The organism is Streptomyces sp. NPDC001401 (assembly GCF_042895385.1).
Classification (GTDB): Bacteria; Actinomycetota; Actinomycetes; order Streptomycetales; family Streptomycetaceae; genus Streptomyces.
On sequence record NZ_JBIAWI010000003.1, the window covers coordinates 438,845 to 463,732 of the forward strand.

General features: G+C 69.1%; 20 protein-coding genes. 11 read left to right on the plus strand and 9 right to left on the minus strand.

Annotated elements, in window-relative coordinates; genetic code table 11:
- The first annotated feature begins 122 nt into the window (after positions 1–122).
- Positions 123–1,892: a coagulation factor 5/8 type domain-containing protein gene (locus ACFY10_RS13940; RefSeq protein WP_390665311.1), complete on the plus strand. Its 1,770-nt coding sequence runs from the start codon at positions 123–125 to the stop codon at positions 1,890–1,892.
- A 45-nt stretch (positions 1,893–1,937) separates the two neighbouring features.
- Here ACFY10_RS13940 and fusA read toward each other — a convergent pair whose 3' ends face one another.
- Positions 1,938–4,013 (minus strand): elongation factor G, encoded by a 2,076-nt coding sequence (gene fusA, locus ACFY10_RS13945; RefSeq protein ID WP_390665312.1) that lies wholly within the window; start codon positions 4,011–4,013, stop codon positions 1,938–1,940.
- A gap of 451 nt (positions 4,014–4,464) precedes the next feature.
- Between fusA and ACFY10_RS13950 the strand changes: the two genes are divergently transcribed.
- Positions 4,465–4,920 (plus strand): tellurite resistance TerB family protein, encoded by a 456-nt coding sequence (locus ACFY10_RS13950; RefSeq protein WP_266962873.1) that lies wholly within the window; start codon positions 4,465–4,467, stop codon positions 4,918–4,920.
- Positions 4,921–4,998: 78 nt separating this feature from the next.
- Complete coding sequence (locus tag ACFY10_RS13955) at positions 4,999–6,081, plus strand: acyltransferase family protein (RefSeq protein WP_390665313.1); 1,083 nt, start codon at positions 4,999–5,001, stop codon at positions 6,079–6,081.
- Between the two features lie 190 nt (positions 6,082–6,271).
- Here ACFY10_RS13955 and ACFY10_RS13960 read toward each other — a convergent pair whose 3' ends face one another.
- The 4 genes from ACFY10_RS13960 to ACFY10_RS13975 all read right to left on the minus strand — a co-directional run bounded on the left by ACFY10_RS13960 (position 6,272) and on the right by ACFY10_RS13975 (position 8,640).
- A complete protein-coding gene (locus ACFY10_RS13960) occupies positions 6,272–7,723 on the minus strand; it encodes a hypothetical protein (protein ID WP_390665314.1) in 1,452 nt (483 codons plus the stop codon).
- Complete coding sequence (locus ACFY10_RS13965) at positions 7,720–8,043, minus strand: hypothetical protein (protein WP_390665315.1); 324 nt, start codon at positions 8,041–8,043, stop codon at positions 7,720–7,722. Before ACFY10_RS13965 ends, ACFY10_RS13960 begins: the two co-directional genes overlap by 4 nt.
- Before the next feature lie 96 nt (positions 8,044–8,139).
- Positions 8,140–8,385 carry an integrase gene (locus tag ACFY10_RS13970; RefSeq protein WP_390665316.1) on the minus strand — a complete coding sequence of 82 codons (246 nt, stop codon included), beginning with the start codon at positions 8,383–8,385 and terminating at the stop codon, positions 8,140–8,142.
- Positions 8,386–8,640, minus strand: coding sequence for a hypothetical protein (locus tag ACFY10_RS13975; protein WP_390665317.1), 255 nt, complete (start codon positions 8,638–8,640; stop codon positions 8,386–8,388). It lies immediately after the preceding gene.
- A gap of 380 nt (positions 8,641–9,020) precedes the next feature.
- On the opposite strand from ACFY10_RS13975, the gene ACFY10_RS13980 reads away from it, so the two are divergent.
- Complete coding sequence (locus ACFY10_RS13980) at positions 9,021–11,714, plus strand: ATP-dependent RecD-like DNA helicase (protein ID WP_390665318.1); 2,694 nt, start codon at positions 9,021–9,023, stop codon at positions 11,712–11,714.
- Between the two features lie 764 nt (positions 11,715–12,478).
- On the opposite strand, the gene ACFY10_RS13985 is transcribed toward ACFY10_RS13980, so the two are convergent.
- Positions 12,479–12,700 (minus strand): hypothetical protein, encoded by a 222-nt coding sequence (locus tag ACFY10_RS13985; RefSeq protein WP_390665319.1) that lies wholly within the window; start codon positions 12,698–12,700, stop codon positions 12,479–12,481.
- Between the two features lie 330 nt (positions 12,701–13,030).
- Between ACFY10_RS13985 and ACFY10_RS13990 the strand changes: the two genes are divergently transcribed.
- Positions 13,031–13,753, plus strand: coding sequence for a helix-turn-helix domain-containing protein (locus ACFY10_RS13990; protein WP_390665320.1), 723 nt, complete (start codon positions 13,031–13,033; stop codon positions 13,751–13,753).
- Between the two features lie 328 nt (positions 13,754–14,081).
- Here ACFY10_RS13990 and ACFY10_RS13995 read toward each other — a convergent pair whose 3' ends face one another.
- The gene (locus ACFY10_RS13995) at positions 14,082–15,062 is read right to left on the minus strand and encodes a TRM11 family SAM-dependent methyltransferase (protein ID WP_390665321.1); all 981 of its coding nucleotides are present in this window, start codon (positions 15,060–15,062) and stop codon (positions 14,082–14,084) included.
- Positions 15,063–15,084: 22 nt separating this feature from the next.
- Positions 15,085–15,756, minus strand: coding sequence for a hypothetical protein (locus tag ACFY10_RS14000; protein WP_390665322.1), 672 nt, complete (start codon positions 15,754–15,756; stop codon positions 15,085–15,087).
- Between the two features lie 469 nt (positions 15,757–16,225).
- On the opposite strand from ACFY10_RS14000, the gene ACFY10_RS14005 reads away from it, so the two are divergent.
- Complete coding sequence (locus ACFY10_RS14005; RefSeq protein WP_390665323.1) at positions 16,226–17,014, plus strand: hypothetical protein; 789 nt, start codon at positions 16,226–16,228, stop codon at positions 17,012–17,014.
- A 33-nt stretch (positions 17,015–17,047) separates the two neighbouring features.
- Here the strand turns inward: ACFY10_RS14005 and ACFY10_RS14010 are convergent, their stop codons facing one another.
- A complete protein-coding gene (locus ACFY10_RS14010) occupies positions 17,048–17,263 on the minus strand; it encodes a hypothetical protein (RefSeq protein WP_390665324.1) in 216 nt (71 codons plus the stop codon).
- Between the two features lie 86 nt (positions 17,264–17,349).
- On the opposite strand from ACFY10_RS14010, the gene ACFY10_RS14015 reads away from it, so the two are divergent.
- From ACFY10_RS14015 to ACFY10_RS14035, 5 genes are read left to right on the plus strand one after another with little or no spacing between them, the layout of a single operon-like run.
- Positions 17,350–17,715, plus strand: coding sequence for a hypothetical protein (locus tag ACFY10_RS14015; protein WP_390665325.1), 366 nt, complete (start codon positions 17,350–17,352; stop codon positions 17,713–17,715).
- Positions 17,712–19,664 carry a hypothetical protein gene (locus ACFY10_RS14020; RefSeq protein WP_390665326.1) on the plus strand — a complete coding sequence of 651 codons (1,953 nt, stop codon included), beginning with the start codon at positions 17,712–17,714 and terminating at the stop codon, positions 19,662–19,664. Before ACFY10_RS14015 ends, ACFY10_RS14020 begins: the two co-directional genes overlap by 4 nt.
- A 7-nt stretch (positions 19,665–19,671) precedes the next feature.
- Complete coding sequence (locus ACFY10_RS14025) at positions 19,672–20,622, plus strand: PrgI family protein (RefSeq protein WP_390665327.1); 951 nt, start codon at positions 19,672–19,674, stop codon at positions 20,620–20,622.
- Positions 20,619–22,475, plus strand: a complete 1,857-nt coding sequence (locus ACFY10_RS14030; protein ID WP_390665328.1) for a VirB4 family type IV secretion system protein — start codon at positions 20,619–20,621, stop codon at positions 22,473–22,475. Before ACFY10_RS14025 ends, ACFY10_RS14030 begins: the two co-directional genes overlap by 4 nt.
- Before the next feature lie 44 nt (positions 22,476–22,519).
- Positions 22,520–24,877, plus strand: a complete 2,358-nt coding sequence (locus ACFY10_RS14035; RefSeq protein WP_390665329.1) for a type IV secretory system conjugative DNA transfer family protein — start codon at positions 22,520–22,522, stop codon at positions 24,875–24,877.
- Positions 24,878–24,888 lie beyond the last annotated feature (11 nt).

The following is a 24,888-nucleotide window of genomic DNA, read 5'->3' on the forward strand; positions in this document are numbered from 1 at the left end:
CAACCCTTGTGGAACTCCGGTCGCACCCCTTGACGCGCCTGTTCGGGTAGTTGAAGCATTCAGCGGCGAGAGAGCGCTCCCAAACCCCACCTCGTTCACTTCCTGAACAGGAGAGCCGCCCCATGCCCCTGCCCGACATAGGCCGCAGAACCGTCCTCGGCGCCGCTGCCGCCACCGCCCCCGCGGTACTCGGCCTGCCCGCCCGCGCCTTCGCCGCCCCCTCCGCAAAGAAGCCGCGGCTCCTCCCCGGCGGCGGCGACCTCGGCCCGAACGTCCTGGTCTTCGACCCGTCCACCCCGGGCATCCAGGCCAAGCTGGACGACGTGTTCAAGCAGCAGGAGTCGGCCCAGTTCGGCACCGGCCGCTACGCGCTGCTGTTCAAGCCCGGTACGTACAACGGTCTCAACGCCCAACTCGGCTTCTACACCTCGATCATGGGCCTGGGGCTCTCCCCCGACGACACGACCATCAACGGGGACGTCACGGTCGACGCGGGCTGGTTCAACGGCAACGCCACGCAGAACTTCTGGCGTTCGGCGGAGAACCTGGCCCTGGTCCCGGCGAACGGCACCAACCGGTGGGCGGTCGCACAGGCAGCCCCCTTCCGCCGGATGCACGTCCGCGGCGGCCTCAACCTCTCGCCCACCGGCTACGGCTGGGCCAGCGGCGGCTACATCGCCGACAGCCGTGTCGACGGCCAGGTCGGCCCGTACTCCCAGCAGCAGTGGTACACGCGGGACAGCGCGATCGGCAGCTGGCTCAACGGCGTCTGGAACATGGTGTTCTCCGGCGTCGAGGGCGCCCCGGCGCAGAGCTTCCCGAACCCGCCGTACACCACTCTCGACACGACACCGGTCTCGCGCGAGAAGCCCTTCCTGTACGTCGGCGGCGCCTCCGAGCTGCGCGTGTTCCTGCCGGAGAAGCGGACGAACGCCCGCGGTGTCACCTGGGGCAACGGCACCCCGCGAGGCACCTCGCTGCCGCTGTCGCAGTTCTACGTCGCCAAGCCGGGCGTGACCGCGGCCACCCTCAACCAGGCGCTCGCGCAGGGGCTTCACCTGCTGCTGACGCCGGGGATCTACCACCTCGACCGGCCGATCCAGGTGAACCGGGCGGGCACGGTCGTTCTGGGCCTGGGTTACGCAACTCTCGTACCCGACAACGGAGTTACCGCTCTGCGCGTCGCCGACGTCGACGGCGTGCGCCTGGCGGGATTCCTGGTCGACGCCGGACCGGTCAACTCCCCCACGCTGCTGGAGATCGGCCCGCGCGGCGCCTCCCGCGACCACTCCGCCAACCCGACCACCGTGCAGGACGTGTTCGTCCGCATCGGCGGGGCGGGCGCCGGAAAGGCCACCACCAGCATGGTCGTCAACAGCCGGCACACCATCGTCGACCACACCTGGGTGTGGCGCGCGGACCATGGCACGGGTGTCGGCTGGGAGACCAACCGCGCCGACTACGGGATCGTCGTGAACGGGGACGACGTGCTGTGCACCGGCCTGTTCGTGGAGCACTTCAACAAGTACGACGTGCAGTGGTACGGGCAGCGGGGCCGCACGATCTTCTTCCAGAACGAGAAGGCCTACGACGCCCCGAACCAGGCCGCGATCCAGAACGGCGCCGTGAAGGGCTACGCCGCCTACAAGGTCGGCGACGGCGTCACCGCGCACGAGGGCTGGGGCCTGGGCAGTTACTGCTACTACAACGTCGACCCGACGATCGTGCAGCACAGCGGTTTCGCCGCGCCGAACCGGCCCGGCGTGCGCTTCCACGACCTGCTGGTGGTCTCCCTGGGCGGCAAGGGCCAGTACGAGCACGTCATCAACGACACGGGCGCGCCGACGTCGGGAACGTCGACCGTGCCGTCCACGGTGGTGTCGTATCCGTGAACGAGCGGCGGCCCCGCCCGCGTACGGGCGGGGCCGCCGTGTCGGTCACCGGACCGCTGTCGCGGCCGGCGCCGGCGCGTAGCCCGTGGGACGGGCCGTGAAGGTGCCCCGGCCCTGCGTCCGGCTGCGCAACCGGGTTGCGTAGCCGAAGAGTTCGGCCAGCGGCACGGTGGCCGTGACGACCGCCGCGCCGCCGCGCGCTGCCGAGCCCGAGACCCGGCCGCGACGGGCGGCGAGATCGCCGAGGACTCCGCCGACCGCGTCCTCGGGGACGGTGACCGTGACCTCGACGACCGGTTCCAGGAGGACCATCGCGCAGGCGCGCAGGGCCTCCCGGAGACCGAGTCTGCCCGCCGTGCGGAAGGCCGTCTCCGAGGAGTCCTTCACATGGGTCGCCCCGTCGGTGAGGGTGACCCGAAGCCCGGTCACCGGGTGACCGCCGAGCGGACCCTCGGCGAGCGCGTCCCGGCAGCCGGCCTCGACCGCACGGACGTACTCCTGCGGCACCCGGCCGCCGACGACGGCCGAGCGGAACGCGAAGCCCCCCTCGGCGGGTTCGACGTCGAGGACGACATGCGCGAACTGCCCTGCACCGCCGTCCTGCTTGACGTGCCGGAAGACCAGCCCGGACACCCCGCGCCCGACCGTCTCGCGGTAACTCACCCTCGGACGGCCGACGTTGACCTCGAGCCCGTGGCCGAGCCGGAGCTTCTCCGCCGCGACCTCCAGGTGGAGTTCGCCCATCCCGGACAGCACCGTCTGGCCGGTGTCGGGGTCCGTCCGCACGACCAGCGAGGGGTCCTCCTCGGCCAGCCGTGCGAGTGCCGCGGCCAGCTTGCCGGCATCGGTGGACCTGCGGGCCTCGACGGCCACGGAGACCACCGGCTCGGCGACACCCGGCGGTTCGAGCACGATCGGCGCGCCGGGGGCGCACAGCGTCGAACCGGCGCGGACCGACTTCAGCCCGACCACGGCGACGATGTCCCCGGCGACCGCACGGTCCACCCGGGCGTGCCGGTCGGCCTGCACCCGCAGGATCCGTCCGACCCGCTCCGTGCGGCGCACGCCCGCGTCCCACACAGCATCTCCCTTCTCGATCGTTCCCGAATACACCCGCAGATACGTCAGCCGCCCCGTCGGGGTGGCATTCACCTTGAAGGCCAGCGCCGCGAACGGCGCCGCCGGATCGGCCGCCCGCTCCTGCTCCGTACCGTCGAACGTCCCCTGTACGGCAGGCACGTCGAGCGGCGAGGGCAGATAGGCGACCACGGCGTCGAGCAGCGGCTCGATCCCGCGGTTGCGGTAGGCCGAGCCGCACAGCACCACCACGCCGTCGCCGCTACGGGTCAGGTCGCGCAGGGCGGCGGCGAGGGTCTGCGCGGACAGGGTCGCCCGCATGCAGAACTCCTCCAGTGCTCCGGTGTGCAGTTCCGCCACCGCCTCCTCCAACAGCCGCCGACGCCGCTGCGCCTCCTCGCGCAGTTCCTCCGGCACCGGCCCCTCCACGACCGTGTCGCTCCCGTCGGCCCAGACCAGCGCCCGCATGCGGACGAGGTCGACGACCCCGCGGAACCCGTCCTCCGCGCCGATCGGCAACTGCACGGCCAGCGGCGCCGGATGCAGCCGCGCGCGGATCGACGCGACGGCCGCGTCGAGGTCGGCGCCCGCGCGGTCCAGCTTGTTGACGAACGCGATCCTCGGAACGCCGTGCCGGTCGGCCTGCCGCCACACGGACTCGCTCTGCGGCTCGACCCCGGCAACGGCGTCGAACACCGCGACCGCTCCGTCGAGCACCCGCAGCGAGCGCTCCACCTCGTCGGCGAAGTCCACGTGCCCGGGGGTGTCGATGAGGTTGATCCGGTGACCGTCCCAGGCGCAGCTCACCGCCGCGGCGAAGATGGTGATCCCGCGATCGCGCTCCTGCGGGTCGAAGTCGGTGATGGTGGTGCCGTCGTGGACCTCACCGCGCCGGTGCGTGGTCCCGGTGGCGTACAGGATCCGCTCGGTGACGGTGGTCTTGCCCGCGTCGACATGGGCAAGGATGCCGAGGTTGCGGACGACGGCGAGGGTACTGAGGTTGGTGCGCACGGCCCGTTGGCCTTTCTGGTGATCGCTGATCATCGGCGATGATCGGAACAGGGCAGCGCGATTCCCGGACGAGGCGTGGTGTGCAAGCAGGCATGACCTGACGGACCGTCAACAGACGGCCGGGCAACAGATGTTGGCGTGCTCAGATGCTCGTCACGGGCATCCGGTACCGGCCGCGCAGCGGGCACCGGACGGACGAGGACACCAGGATCACCTCGTACTGCGAGCGGGGGACGACGACAGCGGTGCGGTACTGCACGGCCGGTCTCCCCTCGTCACTCCTCCCGCGCGTCACGGCGACGTGCGGTGCGTGGCGAGTGTAGGGAAACCGAGGAGGGCGGGGCACGGCATTTTCCGCGGCACGGCTTCCCGGGCAGTCCACATGAACTTTCCGGGAACGGTCGGAACTTATCCCCCGGGCCGGAAGTTTCTAGGTTGCTGTAGATCTCTTACCTCTTACGACAACCGACACGATGGAGCTCTCATGGCCCTGTGGGACCGCATCAAGGAATCCGCGTCGACGATGCAGACCCAGCTCGTGGCGAAGAAGAACGACCTGAAGAGCGGCGCCTTCCGCGACGCCAGCATGGCGATGTGCGCGCTGGTGGCTGCCGCCGACGGCACCATCGACCCGGCCGAGCGGCAGCGCGTGGCCCAGTTGATCGCCACCAACGAGGTCCTGCAGAACTTCCCCGCGGACGATCTGCGCCGCCGCTTCGAGGAGAACCTGAACAAACTGACGACGGACTTCGCCTTCGGCAAGGTCAGCGTGCTGCAGGAGATCGCCAAGGCGAAGAAGAAGCCCGCCGAGGCCCGTGCCGTCATCCAGATCGGCATCGTCATCGGCGGCGCAGACGGCGACTTCGACAAGACGGAGCAGGCCGTGGTGCGGGAGGCGTGCTTCACCCTCGACCTGCCGCCGCACGAGTTCGACCTCTGATCCGGCCTCCGCCCCACCGGCGGCGTCCCCGGCCTGCGCGGGTGGTTTACGTCGCGCAGAACCGGTGAGGCGCGTGGGATGTTCCACCCCCAGACCACAGCCGTAACTCAGGTAAGACATGCACCGGAGAGCACAGGTTCCCCACGCGGTGTGCAGCAAGGGCGGGTGAAACCGCGCGACGCCTACTTCGACAACGCGAAGTACCTGGCGATCGTGCTGGTGGCAATGGGCCACGCGTGGGAACCGATGCGGGACGGCAGCCGGGTCGTCACCGCGCTCTACAACCTCGTCTACGCCTTCCACATGCCGGCGTTCATCGTGATCTCCGGCTACTTCTCCCGCGGATTCGACGCGAGCCCGGCGAAGATCAGACGACTGGTGACCGGCATCGCCGTTCCGTACATCGTCTTCGAGACCGCGTACACCCTTTTCACCCGCTGGACCGACGGCGTCCCGGACCGGCCGGTCACGGTCCTGGACCCCTTGTATCTGACGTGGTTCCTGGTCGCGCTGTTCATCTGGCGGCTGACCACCCCGATCTGGCAGAAGGTGCGATGGCCGCTGCCGGCGGCGCTCGTGGTTGCGATGCTGGCGACCGTCTCCCCGTCCATCGGCAACGACCTCGATCTGCAGCGGGTGCTGCAGTTCCTGCCGTACTTCGTGGTCGGTCTGTGCCTGCGGCCGGAGCACTTCCGGCTGGTACGCCGCTGGAAGGTGCGCGTACTGGCCGTGCCGGTGTTCGTCTGTGCGCTCGCCGCCGCGTACTGGTCGGTGCCGCGGATGACCGGCGCCTGGTTCTTCCACCGCGACAGCGCCGAGGAGCTGGGCGCGCCCGCCTGGTACGGGCCGGTGATGACGCTGGCCGTCTTCGGCTGCTCGATGGTCCTGGTCGCCTGCTTCCTGGCCTGGGTGCCGGGGCGCCGCCTGTGGTTCACCGCACTGGGCGCGGGCACGCTGTACGGCTATCTGCTGCACGGCTTCGTCGCCCAGGGATCGAGGTTCTGGGGCTGGTACTCCCCCGGCTGGATCCACGGGCCGCTCGGCGAGATCACCGTCACCCTCGTCGCCGCCGCGGTGGTGACCGCCCTGTGCACACCGCCTGTCCGGCGGGTCTTCCGCTTCGCCGTGGAGCCGGGAATGCAGTGGGCGTTTCGTCCGTAAACGCAAAAGACCCCTGCTCAGCAGGGGTCTCACTGGTGTCCGAGGGGCGAGTTGACTACTGACGATACGGTCGTGGTGGCGCAAGGGAAGTTCTGTCTCTGATGAGGTGTGCCGGGAGACAGGATGACCCACAAAGGATGGCGTGACATGGCACCTATCGGAGCCAGGACGCCCCTCGAACGCGTGGTGATCAGGGCTGACGCCAGCCCATGTCCAGGCCCGTCGAGTCCTTGAGGACCTTGTTCAGTGCCTCGACTTCTCCGCGGTCCTCGAGGGAGGCATGGGGAAGATGGTCGGAGGCGAGGGGGCCGGTGCCGTGCAGAATGTCGTCGTACGCCGACGCCACAGCGGCTCCTATCAGCAAGTCCGTGGCCTCGTCGAGGGTCACGTGCTCCGCCGGCCACCGGTACTCACCCTGGCTTACCTGGAACACGGGGAACAGCCACCACATGTCCCGGTCGGGGGCCACGAACCTGACCGCCCGGTCGCCCAGGAAGTTGACGCCGTAGTGGGAAAGCGCGCAGACATCCTCCTCGCGGAGGTCGAGCAGATGTGAGGCGCACATGAGGGAAACGGCAGGGGTTCGGTCGGCGAGGTGCATAGGTACCGTGGCCGCTTCCCGCAGCGTGGAGAGGCCGGACGGGCGGGACGCCACGCGTCCCATCCGGAGCCTGCTGCGCTTGGCCAGTGTGTGCTGGAAGTGAACCGTCACCTCATGGCTCGGATACTGGAATTCCAGGTCGCTTTTCCAGTCCGCCATCGCCTTCGCCGCCGCAGTGAAGCGGTAGGGAGGGTACAGCTCCCTCCAGTCGACGGTCGGGTCGGCGGAGGTCAGGCCCGGCACCACCGGGTTCAACGCGAAGTCGATGAGGGCCAGGACGACGCTCCCGCCGAGATTCCGCCCCGCCAGAGCACTGGCCAGACGCCACGGAAGCCCGTACTCGCCGCTCATCTCCTCCAGCAGGAACTCCCGCAGCGTCGGGTCGGTCATTCGCATGAAAGCGCCCTCGAACTGGAAGAGCTCGTCGATCACCGCCGCGCACTCGAACAGGAGGCGGGTGGTGAGCTGTCCCTCGGAGGTGTGCACGAGCTTCAGGGGCCCCGTGACGCTGACAGGCGTGTCCTCGGGACGCTCGAGCATCTCCACGCCCGCGCTCTGGCGCCAAGTGTCTTGCAATGAGTTCTCGAACGCCGCCCGCGTGTCCCAGGTCGTGAAATCGAACTCTGTCAAGCCCGCAGGGTCCAGCAGAACGTAGTAGGCGTAGTAGAGATTGAGCCAGTCCAGCGCGTTGTATCTCAACTCCCCGCCGGCGTGCTGGGGGTAACGCTTGAAGGAGAGGAAGGGCCGTCCGCTCCTCCGGCCCTCGTGGAGATCCCCCGCTTGTCGCTGACTCAAGTGGGAGATCGTGTACGCGGCCAGCTGGTCCCTCGATCGCCGCAGCAGGCTCAGCAGGATGCCGACGGTGGATCCGTGGTACCGCGCCCAGTGGCTGCTCTCGTGGACGTAGGTCTTGTGCCAGGAGCCGACCGCCGTGACGAGGTCTTTGGTACGGGTGCGGGTCGGGTCCTGGAAAAGGATCTGGCTGCGCAGGTTCAGCTCGGCGCCGCTGGAGTTCCGCAGGCGTGGGGAGTGTACGGTCACCGCTCCGCCGCGACCTCGGTGCTGTCCGTCTCCTCGCCGCTGCCGCCCTCCGGACGTGGGGACACCTCGTCCACGGGTCCACGGTCACGCGCCCGCTCGACCAAGGCCTTCAGAGCGTCGTACACCGCGTTCGTGGCCAGTCCGGAGGCGACTGAGATGGTGATCTCCGCCCAGTTCGCGTGACGTAAGGAGTCGCGCCTGTCCTGGCGCAGGGGCATGAGGGTGAGAGAGCACTTTCCGGCGAGGTGTGGATCCGCCTCGATCTCCCGTGCCAGCACCTTCAAGTTCGCGCTCTCGCCCCGGTATTCGATGATCGGCATGACGCGAGCCTACCGCCAGGCCGCCGACGGTGGTGACGTAATGGTCTCGGCTCGAACACGGGACGTTGCCCTTGCTGGGAACCTCGTCCGCCCAGGTCACGCGGCTCGTTCGTACTCGTGAAGGATGCCGCCCAGGCGTTCACGCCTACGTATGTCGAGACGACCGATCTGCCCTGGATCGGTGATCACCCCAGGCAAGGGGTGCAGCGGTCGGGCGTTCGCGATGCCCTGATGCGGCCGATGGAAGTTGTAGAACCGCTCGAACTCCCGCAGGGCATGACAGAGATGGCGCTGGTTCCAGGTCAACGTGCGGTCCAGCAGCTCACGCCGACAGGTCTGCACCTACCGCTCCATGATCGAGTTCATTCGCGGCATCCGGGCTCCACTGAGCACTACCTTGACGCCCGCATCCTTCAAGATGGCATCGAACAACTCGGGGAACTTGCCGCCCCTGTCCCGGATCAAGAACCTTACTCGGCAGCCCGCATCCTCCAGGTCCATGACGAGATTCTTCGCAGCCTGGACCACCCAGACTGCCGACGGGTGCGCGGTCGCGCCCAGCCGATGCTCTTCCCAACGCCACACTCGACGGCTCATGCAGCCTCTCCAGCCCGCGTTGCCCTCGCCGAATACCTCACCCAGGAGGTTGACCGCGCACAGCAGGCCGTTGCCCCGGCATCCGGACGGATGTCCGGCGGTGCATCTGAGCGCAGACAACGCGTTGGCCCTCGGTGGTAGTTGAGCTTCATGAGGCAGAATAGGGAGCTGTCGCAGTTGTTCCTGAAGCCGGTTGGGCACCAAGGTGCTTCCGCCGGCCTCACTCTTCGTGGCTGACGGCGGGCACGGCGAGGAAGCAGAGTGAGCTAAACGAACTCGGCGTCTTCTGCGAGCGGCGCTTCGGCCTCGGTTTGTTGAAGGTGAGTGGGAGTGCCGCAGCCGTCTTGGAACTGCGCAGAGGGAAAGTCAGAGGGCATCGCATGGGCACCGTAGACGAACAGATTCGTAGTGCTGCCAGCACGATCTCTTCGAACATTACGTCTCTGGGTCACGATCGAGCCCTACTGGCACAGAACATCCTCAGCCAGCTTCGCAACTTGGTTGAGGGCGTCATGGTGCGAGTTCACGCCGGCCGCGGAGACGTGGAGTTCCAGTACTCCTCCGTAAAACCTGCAGCAGGCCACGTGAGTTCGGATGCCAAGCTCAACTTCCTCGCGAGATTCCATAAGCTGCTTCAGATCAGTGCGTCGCATTACACAATGGGCGGCGATCCTTCCGAGCGGCTGATACTTAAGTACTACGATTACCTGCTTCGGATCCGCGACCTGGCTCGTACTCACCTCAATCTCGATATTCTACCGAATCTGGAAGACTTTCCCGTCGATCTCGACCCCTCGCTTCGGGAGTACCACGAGAAGATCGCGGCCCGGCTCCTAGCTGTACGCGCGTTGCCGCTCGGCCAAGCTCCCAAGGCTCGCTACTACATCCACGCAGTGCGACCCTTTTACTCGGGCGGGCACATCTACTACGAGGTGACCTTCTACAACGCCGTTAACAGGGTTAGCAAGTTCGATCGCATCATTGGTTTCACGGACATCGAGATCACTGACAAGCACGCGGCCAATCTGATGCTTGCGAGCGACTCGATTCGGGTACTCGGGCAAACCATGCCGATCACGATCATCCGCGAGTGGGAGGTGTCGATCCGGCCATGCGAGTTCGACAACTTTGCAAGGATCTTCGGCCAGACCATCAGTGTGTCCTCCGGCAGTCCCGAGTATCGCAATCTGGCGCAGTATCTGACTGCAACCTCATCGAGCCTGCTCGACCTCGTTGACCTCTCAGATGATCAGTACTCGCGAGTGAAATCTTGGGCGACGCAGCGGTCACAGGCGCCCCAGATCTTTCCCGTGCTGGACATGGCACGCCAGATGATCCAGTCGAGGGTTGCCGGGCACAACGTGCTCCGCTACCTGATGCTGCAGATGAACAACCAGTTCATTAAGTGGCAGTACAGGCCGGCCGCCTGCGGTGTGCTGGCAAACCTCAATCTGGAGTACGGGTGCAAGCCGTTCGACGAGATGCCCTTCTGCACGTCTCTGTATAGGCATAACCCCCGAATTTCTGACCTTATTGAGAGCTTGGACACGAGCGGTCACACTCATGAGTTCCTAGCTCGACGTGTGAAGACCAACGTCGAAGACCGCGGCATGCTCTATTCGCCGGTATCTGACCTGGAGGATCTCGGAGACGTAGATCAGTTGGTTGCAACCCACAACGGCAAGTTGTACTACAAGCACACTGCTCGGAGGCTACTTAAAGACAAGGGACACGTCTTCATCAAGGGCTATGAGGACGATATCGTCGAGATCATCACCAAGCTCCAGCAGCTCGCGGCTACGGGGATTGCTGGGTATGAGGCTGCGGTCAAGCAGTGGCTCGCTCAGGCGACCCCCGCCCCCGACGACCCAATTAAGGTGCAGGCACTCCAGGAACTCTTCGTCGATTCGCAAGTCGCACTTATCTACGGGGCTGCTGGCACGGGCAAGTCGACGATGGTCGGCCTCATCGCCAATTATTTCAACGGCAACGAGAAGCTCTTCCTCGCTCACACGAATCCGGCCGTCGATAATCTCAAGCGTCGAGTCAGTGCACAGAAGTCCACCTTCCGCACGATCAGTAGCCACATCGGCCGCAGCGACGCGACCGACTACGACGTCTTGGTTATCGATGAGTGCAGTACGGTCAGCAATTCCGACCTGCTCAAGGTGCTTGAGCAGACATCCTTCAAGCTTCTCGTGCTAGTTGGTGATGTCTTCCAGATTGAGTCAATTCAGTTTGGAAACTGGTTTGGGCTTTCCCGGTCATTCATCCCGAGCACTGCAGTATTCGAGCTTGAGACGCCTTTCAGGACCAAGAACGCGAACCTTTTGGACCTATGGTCGACTGTTCGTGAGTTGAAGGAGGACATCGCGGAGACGCTGGCGCGCAACAGTTACTCTACGGTTCTCGATAAGTCTCTGTTTGCAGCACAGCGGAGCGACGAGATCATCCTGTGCTTGAACTACGATGGTCTGTACGGCATCAACAACGTTAACCGGTTCCTCCAGAGCAGCAACCCTGGTGCGGCAACCGTTTGGGGTGCTTCGACCTACAAGGTCGGCGACCCGGTGTTGTTCAACGAGACTGATCGGTTCAGGCCGGTCATTTACAACAATCTGAAAGGCAAGATCGTAGCGATCCAGACGTTCCCTGGTCGGATCCAGTTCGATGTGTCGCTCGATCGACCAGTGACCGCCTTCGACGTTGATGGCGTCCAACTTCGCTACGTCCAGGACTCCACGGTGCAGTTCGATGTCTATGAGCGTGGCAGCGGGGACGACGATGACGACTCGACGACCGGGTCCGTACCGTTCCAAGTTGCCTACGCAGTATCTATCCACAAGGCACAAGGCCTTGAGTATGACTCGGTGAAGGTCGTGATCACGGACGCCAACGAGGACGATATCTCGCACAATATCTTTTACACGGCGATCACCCGGGCCCGCGAGCATCTCCAAATCTTCTGGACACCCGAGACCGAGCATGCCGTCCTGGGCAGCTTGCAGCGGAGTGTCAACAAGAAGGATGTCGCCTTGCTTTCAAGCCGACGTGGACTGAAGAAGGCACCGTGATCGGGTGGGTCAATTTTCAGGCTTTTCCCATCATGGTGTCCCGGCTGACGCCCGCCTCGCGCAGAGGAATTTCACTCCCGGGTGGCTTGCGCTCGGCTGAGGGGGAGTGGAACGACGGCGACTGAGCGGGTTCCTGCGTGCTCGCGAAATGTGGCGATCTCCGACAGTAAGGCCATGATGACCGTCGCGGCAGCGTCGACTTGTTCTAGAGCTGCCGATACTGATCGCGTCTTTTGCGGAACTTCAGTTGCTGTGGAGCGCGGCGAGCTCGGCGTCACGCCGTTGCTCCCGGAGGCCAGCGGGGCTGGTCCCGACGCGGCTGCCTCATTCCGTCAGAACGTCGGGGCCCGGCCCTGTTCATCGTTGCCCGGCTGACCTGGGCCTCGTGGCAGAGGTTGTTCTTGGTCAGCTTGCCGTCGGTGCGTTCGGGGGCGCCAGCGAGGAGACGCTCCACCGCCTCGCGGAGAGCTCGTTCGGTCTTGGGCGAATCGGTCACTGGTCGGCTTTCTTGATCATGAGGTTGACCTCGTGGAGCTGTGCGTCGAGGTGAGCGTGGTACCGGCCAGTGCTCCGTCATCAGCTATATCGCCTGGTCCTCTATATCGCCTGGTCCTCCCATGAGGTGTTCGAGTACCGAAGGACACGCTGGCCTTCGGGCACGAACAGCAATGTGGGCCAGAGGAGTTCGTAGTCACTCAGGTCCAGACTCACCCCAACATCATCACCCATCAGGGCGGGCCCGGACTTGAGTGACGGATTCCCGATCAGTCTCGGATGAGCTGCTGAAACTGCGGACATCCGACGGCATGCCACTCCCTGACGAGGATCTGCCCGTCAATGACCACGACCTCCGCGTGCCACGGCAGGCAGTCGTGGCACGCGTGGATCTCGTACGAGTTGTCGTCGTCATCGAATGCCCTGAGATCGACGGAACCGACCGGCGCTCGGTAGGTGACGTCCTGCCGTGGATCGGAATCTTCTGCCATGCGGGTCAGTATCTACGCGAGCTCCTGACCCCACAGTCCTTCGGGGCCCGGATCGCGTGCAGGGATCACGCTGCCGCAGTCTGAACCTCCCCTGAGTGGTCGGACACCGAGCGGATAACCAGCGCTTGACTTCATACCCGTATCCGAGCGTCCATGGTCGCGGCCGACCCGCCGAGGGGGATCACGGACCGCCATGGTCCACCACGTCGTCGGCCCCGTCAGCCCGGATCACCCGCGATGCGCACGCGCCGGCGACACCAGCGGCCCGCACGGGACCGCACCCCGGCCGGGGACCTCACCACTTCACCTCTCAGGAAACGAGGCCCCTTCATGTCCCAGACCACGACGGTCGATCAACTGGCGGGCCTGGCCCCCGCCGTCATCACCGTCTACACCCAGCTGGTCGCCTTCACCGAACCGGCCGCCGTCGACGACATCGCCAGTGCAGCCGGGGCCGCCCGCTCCAGCACGTTCAAGGCTCTTGTCTCGCTCGAGAAGCGCGGTCTCGCACGCCGCGACCGCGGGATCAAGAACGGTCCCTGCCGCCGCCCTGACCTCTGGTGCGCCACCGCCGTAGATTCCTGTGCGGCGCCCGACGAGTCCGCCGCCCAAAAGGGCCCGGTCGAGCCAATGACCGCCGCGGCATCCCCCGGCGAACCGGCTGCGGACCTCACTGACTCCGACGCGGTGCCGGACGCGCCCATGGCGGACAGGAGTGAGAGCACCTGTGCTGCCCGGGAGCCTGAGAAGACCGCCGCTCCCGCGCCCTCCCGGCACACCGAACGCGCGGTGCCGACCAGCCTCTCCCCCGGTGACTCCCTGCCCGGTGGAAAGCAGCGCCTCGCCCCCGGATGCCTCCGCCAACTCGTCACCGACCACCTCAACGCCCACCCCGGTGAAGCCTTCACGGCCACCCGGATCAGCCGCATGATCGACCGTTCCTCCGGCGCCATCGCCAATGCCCTCGCCACCCTCGCCAGGCAGGGCCTCGTCGAACAGGTCACCGACCGCCCGCGCACCTACCGCGCGGCGATGCCGGAACGGACCGTGTAGTCCGTCGACGAGGCACGCCTGGCCCGTTCCTGCCCATAGGAGGAACGGGCCCGGCGGCTCACGTCCTCGCTCTCCCCCCGACTTCGCGAACCGCGCCGAGTCGGGTTGGCTCACGGTCCACAACGGTGGCGGACCACTCCACGGCAGCCCAGGGCGGTCAACTGCCTTGGCGCCCGTCACGAGCGGTGGTCGAAAGAACCCGGTGCTGCTCGCGCGCAGGGTGATACGGAGGTGGCGATTATGCAGGAAGCCTGGTGTGCGAGCCACCGCCGGACCACCTGCCGGGAGCCGCGCGTCCGGGAGTTTAGGTCCGAGTCGATGTCCGCCATCAGTGTTCGCCGCGATTGCCTTCTGACATGCATGTGCGAGAACGGCAAGCCTTTCCGGTGGCCGGTGTGCGGGTACCCCGGGTCGTGCATCGCGGTGTGCTCGGCAGTTGCGTGTGGCCGGCGGGGCGCATCGGGGTGAGGGCGGGGCGTGTGAAGACCAGGACGTCCTCGTGTTGGATCACGGCAAGTGGGATGCCCTGGCGGCGGGCGTCCCGGACGTTCTTCATCTGGAAGAACGACGGGCGGGTGATCAGGCGGCTGTCGCGGATGCCCGCGAGGAGGGCGACGCAGCGTTCGGCGGGGGTCAGCCCGGCTGCCTGGCCGGCGGCGAGGACGGCGGAGGGCAGGTCGATGAGTTCGCCGCCCTCGCGCCAGGGGCGGGTGGTGACGACCACGGTGCCGCCGGGGCGCAGGACGCGTCGGCACTGGGTGAGGATCTCGGTGAAGGCCTCCAGGAGCCGGTCGGTGGAGACGTGGGCGAGGTTGGAGGGGTCGTGGCTGTAGCGGTAGTCCTTCTTGACCACGCCGCGTTCGCCGGTCTCGCGGGTGGAGCGGACCTGGCCGTGCACCGAGTTGCCGTACGGCGGTGAGGTGACGACGAGGGCGATCTTGCCGTGGTGGCGTTCGTCGATGAGGTCGGTGAGGTGGCGGGCGTCGCCGCAGGCGACCTGTCCGCTGCCGCGTCCGCTCGTCTGCATGGTGTGGATGACGTTGGCGCGGGCCAGGTCGGCCCAGCGTAGTTCGTACTCGGTGCCGAGGGCGTGGCGGCCGAGGCGGATGGCTTCGACGAGGGTGGTGCCGATGCCGCACATGGGGTCCAGGACCAGTTCGCCGGGGTGGGTGTAGGCGGCGATGGCGTGGGCGGCGATCTGGGGGAGCATCTTGGCGGGGTGGGCGGCGGAGCCGGGAACGTAGCGGTCGGCGCGCTGGGCGGGGGCGGAGGTCGGGGCGGTGTTCCACACCGAGAGGGGGGACGGCATGTCGGTTCTCCTGTTCCTCGGCCTAGGCATGGGTGATCGCGGACAGTGCGATCACGTCGCAGTGCGCGACGCCGCGGGACGCGTCTGTGGGCGGCGCGGGTACCAGGCGGTCGCCGACCGGGTGGCCGTAGACGACCACGAGGTGCTGGAGGTAGCGGAAGCCGGCGGTGCGGGCGGACGCGATCAGTGCGCCGAGCGGGTCGGTGAGGCGTCCGCCATCCCGGCGCTGGCGGGTGGCCATCAGCAGGTGACCGTTTGCGGGCAGGAGCCGGTGGGCGCGGTGGAAGAAGCCGGGCCAGCCGTCCTCCAGCGCGCCGGGCATCTCGCCCCCGCCGGCCGGCAGGTCATCTGCGGAGGCGGGGAGCGCGTCCGGGTGGAGCTCGGCGAGCAGGATGGACGGCCTGCTCGTGGCGTTCTCGTCGTCGGCTGCGGCGGCGAAGGGCGCGGACGGGATGCGGGCGTCCATGCCGGGCGCCGTGTCCCGGATCGCGATCTTGAGCAGCAGGGCGGGCCGGTGTGCGGGGCGGCCGACGAACTCGGTGCGGACCTTGTCGATCGCCCAGGCGGGCAGTACCGCGCCGGGGATGGGGGCGGCGTTGGGCTCGTCCGAGTCGGGGAACCAGATCGTCGTCGGCAGCGGGTTGGAGGTGGGCGTGCGGGAGGCGGTGGAACGGCGGGAGGGAGTCTTCGACATGGGCGGGGTGGCGCCCGGGACCGTGGGTTCGGCCGTTTCGTGCTGACGTGACGTAATAGGGACCCGGCGGGTGATCTTTGCCATCGCGCCGGTACGTGTTCGATCCCCGGGCAGCTGCCGCCGTGCACTCGCAGGTGTCCCCGGTCGACCCTGCCGCGCACCGTGTATGTGCAGGTCATTCCTTGTGCGAGCCAGTCGCGCGCCAGCGCCGAGCCACCGCCGGGCCACCTCGGCTCACCGCACAGCAAGAGCTGAAAGCGGAGCCGAGAATTTCTGTGTTCGATTCACGTTGCGGCGGTTGACGCGTCGCGGCAGGTCATCGGGGGCAGGCCGGTCGCGGGCCATCGCACGCACCGGACCATTCGACCGCGGCAGGCACGGCGCTGGCCTGCGGGTGGGCCGCTCGTGGCACGAGGGCTTGAAAGGGGTGGCGGCGGAAGTTGTCCGCACCGCTCACGGGAGATGCGCCATGCACCACCGTCACCACGCCCACCGCCCCGCCGCCCGCCCGGCCAGCGCCGTCCGCTCCCCGCTGGGGGAACTGGAGCAGGCGTTCCTCGCCCTCGCCCACCGGGTGGAGCCGCTCACGCTTCCCGCGCACCTGGTGTGCGACGCCCCGGACCGTGCGGCATGGCCGGTCGATCGGGTGCGTACCCACCTCGCCCACCCCTCCACTCGTCCCGAACTGCGTGAGCAGACCTGGCGTGAGGTGATCCGGCGCGCTCACGAGCTGGGCGAGCCGTGGGACGTGGTGGCGGTGGCCATGACGGTGCCGGTCTTGCGCAGGATGCTCGCCCGGCTGGCCCGTCCCGTCCATCTGGAGCGCGCCGAGGTCGAGCAGGAAGCCCTGGCCGCCGTAGCCGCAGCCCTGCGCACGGTGGACCCGTGCGCGGAGCGGCTGGACCGGGAACTGTTCAGCGCCGCCGACCGAGCCGTGCACCGGCTGGTGTACGCCGCACGCCGCCGCGCCACCCGCGAAACCGCCCCGGCGGCGGTGCATCTCGACCGCCTCTGCTCTGTCCCGCAGGCGGAGCACGGTGAGCCGGCGGACGAGCTCACCGTTCTGGCCCGTGCCGTGCAGGCCCAGGTGGTGGATGTGGCTGAGGCGCGGTTGATCGCCCGCACCCGCCTGGACGGCGAGCCCATGCACCGCCTGGCGGCCGAGCGCGGGGTGAGTGTGCGTCAGCTCTACCGGCACCGCAGCGCTGCCGAGCAGCACCTGGCCGCCCATCTGCGATGCCAGCTGCAAGAGCAGTAGGCGCCCGGCCGGGGGACTTTCGGTGGCGGGATGTCAATTCCTGCCGCCGGGGTCTCTATTCACGGTGACGGCGGCCCGCCCGGCTTCGGGGCCGGACCGTCCGTCGTGGTCCGGGGCGGCGGCCGATGCCCCGGACCAGAGCCCCGCACCGTGCGGGGTGAGCACGACCGTCTCGTGCTGACACCCGAGAACCGCCTGCCGCCGCACCCCCGCAAGGAGGTCGGCGCCCGGGCCAAGGGTTCTGCTCACCCCGCACCGGCTCTCCCACGCCCCCGCGGCGTCCCCGTCCTGTCCTACTCCCGTCCCGCTGTGTGCCCCGATGGAGGTGTGCTGCCATGCCCGCAAGGCTCCGTCGGCCACGCCGACCACTCACCCGCTGGTCCCTCCGGGTCGTTTGCACCACCGCCCTCACCACCTGCGCGCTCCTTGCGCAGGCGCCGCACGTATGGGCAGTCGCCGACATCCCGACCGTCATCAACAACCTGCGGAACTGGATCGTCGGCCTCCTCGCCGCACTGGCCACCCTGTTCCTCACCTTCGGCGGGCTGCGCTACCTGATGGCCGGCGGCGATCCGGGGGAAGTCGAGGCCGCCAAGCGGGCGTTGAAGGCCGCGGCCATCGGCTACAGCCTGGCAATCCTCGCCCCGGTGATCGTGACCGTCTTGCAGGGCATCGTCGGCGCGGGCGGAGGCGGGCAGTGAGCGCCGGCGGGCGCCACGCCCGCGCGGTGCCCCTGCTGCTCGCTCTCGCCGTGCTCGTCCTGGTACCGGTGGCGGCCTCCTCCACCGCCACGCACACGGCGTATGCAGCAGCTGCGGCGCCGGCGGATCCGCAGCCGCCACAACCTCAGCCCGCGCCCGGCCCCACTCCTCCCCCGCCCGATCCCGGGACACAGCCGAGGCCCGAGCCCTCCCCCGGACCGCCCCCTGCACCGGGCCGCCCCGCACCCGCGCCGAAGCCCTCACGGCCTCAGCCGTCGCCCGGCCCCATGCCGTCCGCCTGCGAAGCGACCGGCGTCGGATGCGACAAGGACACCAGCTGGGACCTCCTCGACATCCCCGGCATGATCGTGAACGCGATCACCTCGTTCCTCGGCATGCTGATCGAGCAGATCATGAAGCCGGTCCGCGAGTTCCTCGCCGACACCCTGCTGGCCACCCCCGACGTCACCCAGCACGCCGACATCAAACGGCTGTGGACCGCCATGCTGGCGATCACGGCCGGAATCTATGTGCTGTTCGTGACCGCAGGCGGCATCACGGTCATGGGCTACGAGACCGTCCAGACCCGCTACGCCTTCCAGCAGATCGCGCCCCGGCTGCTGCTCGGCATCATCGCCGCGGCCACCTCGCTGACCGTGATGGGCAAGGCGATCAGCCTGTCCAACGCCCTCGCCCACGCGATCATGGCCACCGACATGGCGGACGCAGGGCAGGGCATGGTCGAACGCGTCCTGCCCTTCGCCCTGTTCGGCGCCCCCGGTCTGAAGCTGTACCTGCTGATCCTGGCGATCGTGATGATCGCACTGGTGCTCGCGGTGCTGATCGGCTTCCTCGTGCGCGTCGCGGTGATGGCGCTGCTGGCCGTGGCCGCGCCCCTGATGCTGGCGTGTCACGCTCACCCGCTCACCGACCCCGTCGCCCGGCTGTGGTGGCGCGGACTGGCCGGCTGCATGGTCATCCAACTTGCCCAGTCGTTGGCCTTCGTCCTCGCTCTGAAGCTCTTCTTCGCCCCCGGCGCCTCGACCCTGGGCATCCCCAGAGCCGACCAGCTGGGCACGATGCTCGCCGGGGTGGCCCTGTTCTGGGTGCTGTTCAAGATTCCCGGCTGGACCCTGCAGACCGTTCTGCGCGGCACCCCTGTGCACAACCCGCACGCCCCCGCTGGGGTGCGGATGCTCAAGCACCTGGCCCTGTACCGGCTGATGGATCACTACCTGCCCGGCATGCGCCTTCTGCGCCACCGACCCGGCGGAGGCGCAGGAGGTGGCGGCTTCGGCCCGGGCCGCGGAGGACCGGGAGGCAGCGGAGGCGGCCGCCCAGGCCGGGGCGGTGGCGGTGCCCGACCAACCGCAGCCGGGCCCGGGCATGGACGTGGGCGTGGTCCCGTCCGCGGTGTGCGGGGTTGGGGCTGGGCGCTATTCGCCCGCGGTCGTGGGGCCCTGGCCGGTCCAGGGGGCCGACCGCCCGCAGCCGGCCGTCCCGCACCGGGCGCCCCGGCCGGGCCCGGCGCCCGCGCGGGCGCCGGTGGCGGGCGTCCGGCACCCGCTGCGGCCAGGGCCCCAGGTGCCCGGGCTCTCCGACGCCCCGGCCTGGCCGCCACTCCCCTCGCCCGTAGACCGGGAGGTCCCCGCGCTGTGATCCATCCCGCCCAGGCGCGGCAGCGTCGGCAGCTGGCTCTGCCCATCACCGCTCCGCGTGCTCCGGCCCGGCCTGGTCGGCCGACCCAGTTGTGGCTGCCGATCCGCGCCGAGCGCGTCCCCGCCCCACCCCCGCCAGCACGTGCCGTGTCCGCTACGCCGCCCCTGGCCCGCCCCACTCCCGCGCCTCGTGCACGCCAGCTGGCCTTGCCCGTTCCCGCGCCCCGGGTCCGTGCCCGCCCGCCGCGCCCCATGCAGCTGCGACTCCCCCTCGAACCGCCCCGGAGGTAGATCCCCCATGCACCAGCCCGACGAGACTGCGGAAGCCCTGTTTGCCACCCGTATCCCGGCCGACATCTCCCGTCCCGACCGTCTCCTGGGACCTTTCACCGCTCGGCAGACCGCCGTCCTCGCCGTCGCCGGCCTCGTGCTGTACGGCGGCTGGTGGGCCACCCGCTCCTTCATGACACCGCTCACCTATGCGGTCATGGTGATCCCCATCGCTGGAGCCGTGGCCGCGCTCGCGCTCGGCCAGCGGGAGGGCATCGCACTGGACCGGTTCCTGGCCGCCGCCCTGGCCCATGCCCGGACCCCCAAGCGCAGGGTGCACGCCCCGGAAGGCGTCCCTCCGCTGCCCTCCCTCGTCCCTGGCCACTGGTCCAGGGCTGCCGGACTGCCCGCAATGGCGATGGACATGCCGTACGACGGCATCGCTGCTGACGGCGTGCTCGACCTGGGCAGCGAAGGTACAGCGGCCCTGGCGACGTGTTCCACGGTCAATTTCGAGCTGCGCTCGGCGGCGGAACAACAAGGCCTGGCCGCAGCGTTCGCCCGCTGGCTCAACTCCCTCACAGGTCCGACCCAGTTGCTGGTGCGCTGCCACCGCATCGATCTCGCTCCGCTCGCCGACACACTCCAGCAGGACGCCGCCGCATTGCCGCACCCGGCACTGGAACGGGCCGCCCGCGCGCACGCCGAGTTCCTCGCCGACCTCGCCACCGGCGGCAACCTGCTCGGCCGGCAGATCGTGCTGGTCGCCCGCGAAGAAGCCGCAGCGCACGGGATGCGGCGCCACGCGGGTGAGGGGCGAGTCCTCCAGCGCGTGACCGAGGCCGCCCGCGCCCTGGCGTCGGCCGAGATCACCGTCACCCCGCTCGACGCCGAGCAGAGCGCCGGCCTGGTCAGTGCCGCCTGTAACCCCGACGCCCCCACCCCGACCGACGACGTATCGGAAGGTGACCTCCTATGACCACCCTGCACTTCGGCCGCCACCGCACCGCTACCGAAGTACCGGTCATCGACGGCGCTCAGCTGCTGGATGTGGCCGGGCCCGAGGCCATCGAGGTGCACGCCCGCGCCCTCGCCCTCGGCGCACACCTGGCCACCACGCTGGTGGTCACCGGCTATCCGGCCGAGGTCACCCCCGGCTGGCTCGCCCCGCTGCTGAACTTCCCCGGGCACCTCGACATCGCCCTGCACATCGAGCCCGTCCCCAGCCCGATCGCGGCCGCTGGGCTGAAGAAGCAGCGGGCCCGTCTGGAGTCGGGCCGCCGTACCGGCTTCGACAAGGGGCATCTGGACGATCCGGAGGTGGAGGCCGCCGCAGCGGACGCCGCTGAGCTCGCCTACCGCATCGCCCGCGGCGAGGGCAAACTCTTCCACGTCGCCCTCTACCTGACGGTGCACGCCCCGGACGAGGAGAGCCTGGCCGAACACGCGGCCGCGGTCCGGGCGATCGCCGAGTCGCTGCTCATGACCGTCGCCCCGACCACCTACCGTGCGCTTCCGGGCTGGCTGGCCACCCTCCCCCTCGGCATCGACACGCTGAAGATCCGCCGTACCTTCGACACCGCCGCGCTCGCCGCCTGCTTTCCCTTCACCAGCCCCGACCTTCCTGCCGCCACCGGCGAGGACGGCACCGCGTCGGGGGTGCTGTACGGGCTGAACGCGGTCTCCGGCGCTCCAGTGCTGTGGGACCGCTTCGCGCAGGACAACTACAACTCCATCACCCTGGCCCGTTCCGGCGCTGGCAAGTCGTACCTGGCCAAACTGGAGCTGCTCAGGCTGCTGTTCAGCGGCGTCACGGCCTCGGTGATCGACCCGGAGGACGAGTACGTCCGCCTCGCCGAAACCGTCGGCGGACACGTCATCGCGCTCGGTGCCGACGGCGTACGCCTCAACCCCTTCGACCTCCCGGCAGCGACGGACGGCGCAGAGGACGTCCTGAACCGGCGTGTGCTGTTCCTGCATACGTTCCTCGCCGTCCTGCTGGGCACGGACGTGACCGCGGCCGAGACGGCGGTGCTCGACCGGGCGTTCCTCGCCGCGTACGCGCGTGCCGGGATCACCGGCGACGCGCGCACCTGGAGTCGCACTCCGCCCACGCTCACCGGCCTGGCTGCTGTCCTGACCGAGGACGGCAGCGAGACGGCGGCAGGGCTCGCCGACCGGCTGGTCCCCTACACCAGCGGCTCCCACGCCCAGCTGTTCAACGGCCCCAGCACCGCTGCCACCGCCGGTCACCTGGTGGTCTTCGCCCTCCGTCAGCTCCCGGAGGAGGTCAAAGCGCCGGCCATGCTGCTGGCCCTGGACGCGATCTGGCGGCAGGTCACCTCCCGCGCCGGCTCGGGCCGCCATCTGGTGGTGGTCGACGAGGCGTGGCTGCTGATGCGCGACGGGGCCGGCGCGAGATTTCTGTTCCGCATGGCCAAGGCGGCCCGCAAGTACTGGACCGGCTTGGCCGTGGTCACCCAGGACGCCGACGATGTCCTCGCGTCTCCGCTCGGCCGGGCCATCGTGTCGAACGCGGCCACCCAGGTCCTGCTGCGCCAGGCCCCGCAGGCCATCGACACGATCAGTGAGAACTTCCACCTCTGCCACGGCGAGCGGGCATTCCTGCTCTCCGCTGGCCGCGGCGAAGCTCTGCTGCTGACCGGCGACCGCCGCCACAAGGTCGCTCTGATCAGTATCGCGGCTCCCGGCGAGCATGAAGTGATCACTACGGATCCGGGCGAACTCGCTGCCCAGCACGCAGCCGACGGCTTCGAGTCCGATGGCTCGTACATCGATGAGGCCGTCGCAGACGCGGGGTGGGAGCTGTGACGGGGCAGGGTTGGCTCGCCTCTGCCCAGCCGCATGGGTGGTTGGTGGACTTCCTCAGCCACCCGGAGACCTTTGGCACAGCGACCCTCGCCACGGTCGTGGACTGGTGCGCCGCGTCCGCCCCCATTGTGGTCCCCGCGGCCGTCGCGTCCACAGCCTGTGGGTACGCCGCCCGGCGGCGGCTGCTGCGCTTGCGGCAGCAACGCCTCACTGACGGCGCTCACTGGGTGGAGCTCCTGGCTCCGCCCCAGGCCGCCCCCAAGGGCGGGGAGGTCCTGTGGGCCCAGCTGTCCGGGCTCCTGCGCCCCTGGTGGCGCCGGCTCCTCACCGGCCAGCCCCATCTCGCCTTCGAATACACCTGGTCCCACACCGGCCTGGGCATCCGCCTGTGGGTCCCCGGCACCGTGCCGCTCGGCCTCGTACGCCGCGCCGTGGAAGCCGCCTGGCCCGGTGCCCATACCCGCGTCACCGAGCCCGGCCCCCTGCTGCCGGTGGGGCACGAGATGACCGCCGGCCGACTCCGGATGGCCCGCCCCGACGTCCTGCCCGTGCGCACTGATCACGCCACCGATCCGCTGCGCGCGCTCCTGCAGGCCGCGACCGGCATGTTGGAGGACGAGTCCGCCTGCGTACAGATCCTGGCCCGCCCGGCCACCGGCGGTGCGCTGCGCCGGGCCCGCCGCCAGGCACGCCGCCTGAAGGCAGGCCAGACACCGGCCCGGCTGCCCGCCCTGGCCGCGCTCCTCCTCCACCGCGCCCAGCCCGTCGCCACCGGCAAACAGGATCCCGAACACTCCGCCGCCGTACGGCAGTCAGCCACCAAGCTCTCCGGATCCCAGTGGCAGTGCGCCCTCACCTACGCCGCCACCTGCAGCCCCAAAACGGAGCGCGCCCAGGACGTGGCCCGCGGCCGGGCCCACGCGCTCGCCTCCGCCTTCGGCCTCTACGCCGACCGCAACTACCTCGCCCGCACCCGCCTGCCACGCCCCGAACCGCACCTCAGTGCCCGCCAGTTCCCGCCCGCGCGCCCCGCCCTGCTCTCGGTGCCGGAACTCGCCGCCCTCGCACACCTGCCCCTCGACGCGGACGCACCGGGCGTGCAGCGCGCCGGGGCCCGTTCCGTCCTGCCGCCCCCACAGATCCCCGAACCGGCACGCGGCAACGGGGTCAAGCCCCTGGGTCTCTCGGACACCGGCGCCCGCCGCGGCGTCGGGCTCGCGATCGCCGACGCCCGCCACCACCTCCATGTCATGGGCGCGACCGGCTCCGGCAAGTCCACCCTCATCGCGAACCTCGCCCTCGACGATGTACGCCACCACCGCGGCGTCATCGTCATCGACCCCAAGGGCGACCTGGTCACCGACCTCCTGGACCGGCTCCCGGACACCTGCGCCGACCGCCTGGTGCTCATCGACCCCGACGACCCGCACACCCCGCCGTGCCTGAACGTGCTCGACGGCGCGGACATCGACGTCGTCGTCGACAACATCACCGGCATCTTCCGCCGGATCTTCACCGCCTTCTGGGGCCCGCGCACGGACGACGTGATGCGCGCCGCGTGCCTGACCCTCCTCAAGCACCGCGAGCGCACCCGTCAGCTGGTCACCCTCGCCGACGTGCCCCGGCTGCTCGGCGAGTCCGCCTTCCGGCTGCGGATCGTCCCCGCGCTCAAGGACCCGGTGCTGCGCGGCTTCTGGGCCTGGTACGAGTCGATGTCCGAGCCCTCCCGCGCGGCCGTGGTCGGCCCGGTGATGAACAAGCTGCGGGCCTTCCTGCTGCGCGACTTCGCTCGCCGCGCGATCGCCGCCGGGCCCTCCACGTTCGACCTCACCAGCGTGCTCGACGGCGGCATCCTGCTCGCCCGCCTCCCCAAGGGGGCGCTCGGTGAGGAGACCGCCCGGCTGCTGGGCTCGTTCATCGTCGCCGGAACCTGGCAGGCGGCCGCAGCCCGCGCCCGTACGCCCGAGCACGCCCGGATCGACGCCACGCTGAGCATCGACGAGGCGCACAACTTCCTCACGCTGCCGTATCCGCTGGAGGACATGCTCGCCGAGGCCCGCGGCTACCGGCTCTCCATGCTGCTGGCCCACCAGCACCTCGCCCAGCTCCCACGCGACCTGCGCGAAGGCATCTCCGCCAACGCCCGCAACAAGGTCTTCTTCAACGCTTCCCCGGAGGACGCCAGTTCGCTGGAACGCCACACGCTGCCGACACTGGCCGCGCACGACCTCGCCCACCTCGGCCCCTACCAGGCCGCCGCCCACCTGCTGACCGGCGGCGCCGAATCCGCCGCCTTCACCCTCACCACCCGCCCCCTGCCGCCCCCAGTACCCGGTCGGGCCAGGGATCTGCGCGCGGCAGCCGGCGGCCGCACCGGACCACGCCCGGCCACCCGCCCCTGACACACGCCCCT

What these genes read in the sequence shown, in the direction of transcription:
- ACFY10_RS13940 (WP_390665311.1), top strand. Translation starts at nt 123, where the DNA reads ATGCCCCTGCCCGACATAGGCCGCAGAACCGTCCTCGGCGCCGCTGCC.
- fusA (WP_390665312.1), bottom strand. Translation starts at nt 4,013, where the DNA reads ATGATCAGCGATCACCAGAAAGGCCAACGGGCCGTGCGCACCAACCTC.
- ACFY10_RS13950 (WP_266962873.1), top strand. Translation starts at nt 4,465, where the DNA reads ATGGCCCTGTGGGACCGCATCAAGGAATCCGCGTCGACGATGCAGACC.
- ACFY10_RS13955 (WP_390665313.1), top strand. Translation starts at nt 4,999, where the DNA reads ATGTTCCACCCCCAGACCACAGCCGTAACTCAGGTAAGACATGCACCG.
- ACFY10_RS13965 (WP_390665315.1), bottom strand. Translation starts at nt 8,043, where the DNA reads ATGCCGATCATCGAATACCGGGGCGAGAGCGCGAACTTGAAGGTGCTG.
- ACFY10_RS13975 (WP_390665317.1), bottom strand. Translation starts at nt 8,640, where the DNA reads ATGAGCCGTCGAGTGTGGCGTTGGGAAGAGCATCGGCTGGGCGCGACC.
- ACFY10_RS13980 (WP_390665318.1), top strand. Translation starts at nt 9,021, where the DNA reads ATGGGCACCGTAGACGAACAGATTCGTAGTGCTGCCAGCACGATCTCT.
- ACFY10_RS13985 (WP_390665319.1), bottom strand. Translation starts at nt 12,700, where the DNA reads ATGGCAGAAGATTCCGATCCACGGCAGGACGTCACCTACCGAGCGCCG.
- ACFY10_RS13990 (WP_390665320.1), top strand. Translation starts at nt 13,031, where the DNA reads ATGTCCCAGACCACGACGGTCGATCAACTGGCGGGCCTGGCCCCCGCC.
- ACFY10_RS13995 (WP_390665321.1), bottom strand. Translation starts at nt 15,062, where the DNA reads ATGCCGTCCCCCCTCTCGGTGTGGAACACCGCCCCGACCTCCGCCCCC.
- ACFY10_RS14000 (WP_390665322.1), bottom strand. Translation starts at nt 15,756, where the DNA reads ATGTCGAAGACTCCCTCCCGCCGTTCCACCGCCTCCCGCACGCCCACC.
- ACFY10_RS14005 (WP_390665323.1), top strand. Translation starts at nt 16,226, where the DNA reads ATGCACCACCGTCACCACGCCCACCGCCCCGCCGCCCGCCCGGCCAGC.
- ACFY10_RS14015 (WP_390665325.1), top strand. Translation starts at nt 17,350, where the DNA reads ATGCCCGCAAGGCTCCGTCGGCCACGCCGACCACTCACCCGCTGGTCC.
- ACFY10_RS14025 (WP_390665327.1), top strand. Translation starts at nt 19,672, where the DNA reads ATGCACCAGCCCGACGAGACTGCGGAAGCCCTGTTTGCCACCCGTATC.
- ACFY10_RS14030 (WP_390665328.1), top strand. Translation starts at nt 20,619, where the DNA reads ATGACCACCCTGCACTTCGGCCGCCACCGCACCGCTACCGAAGTACCG.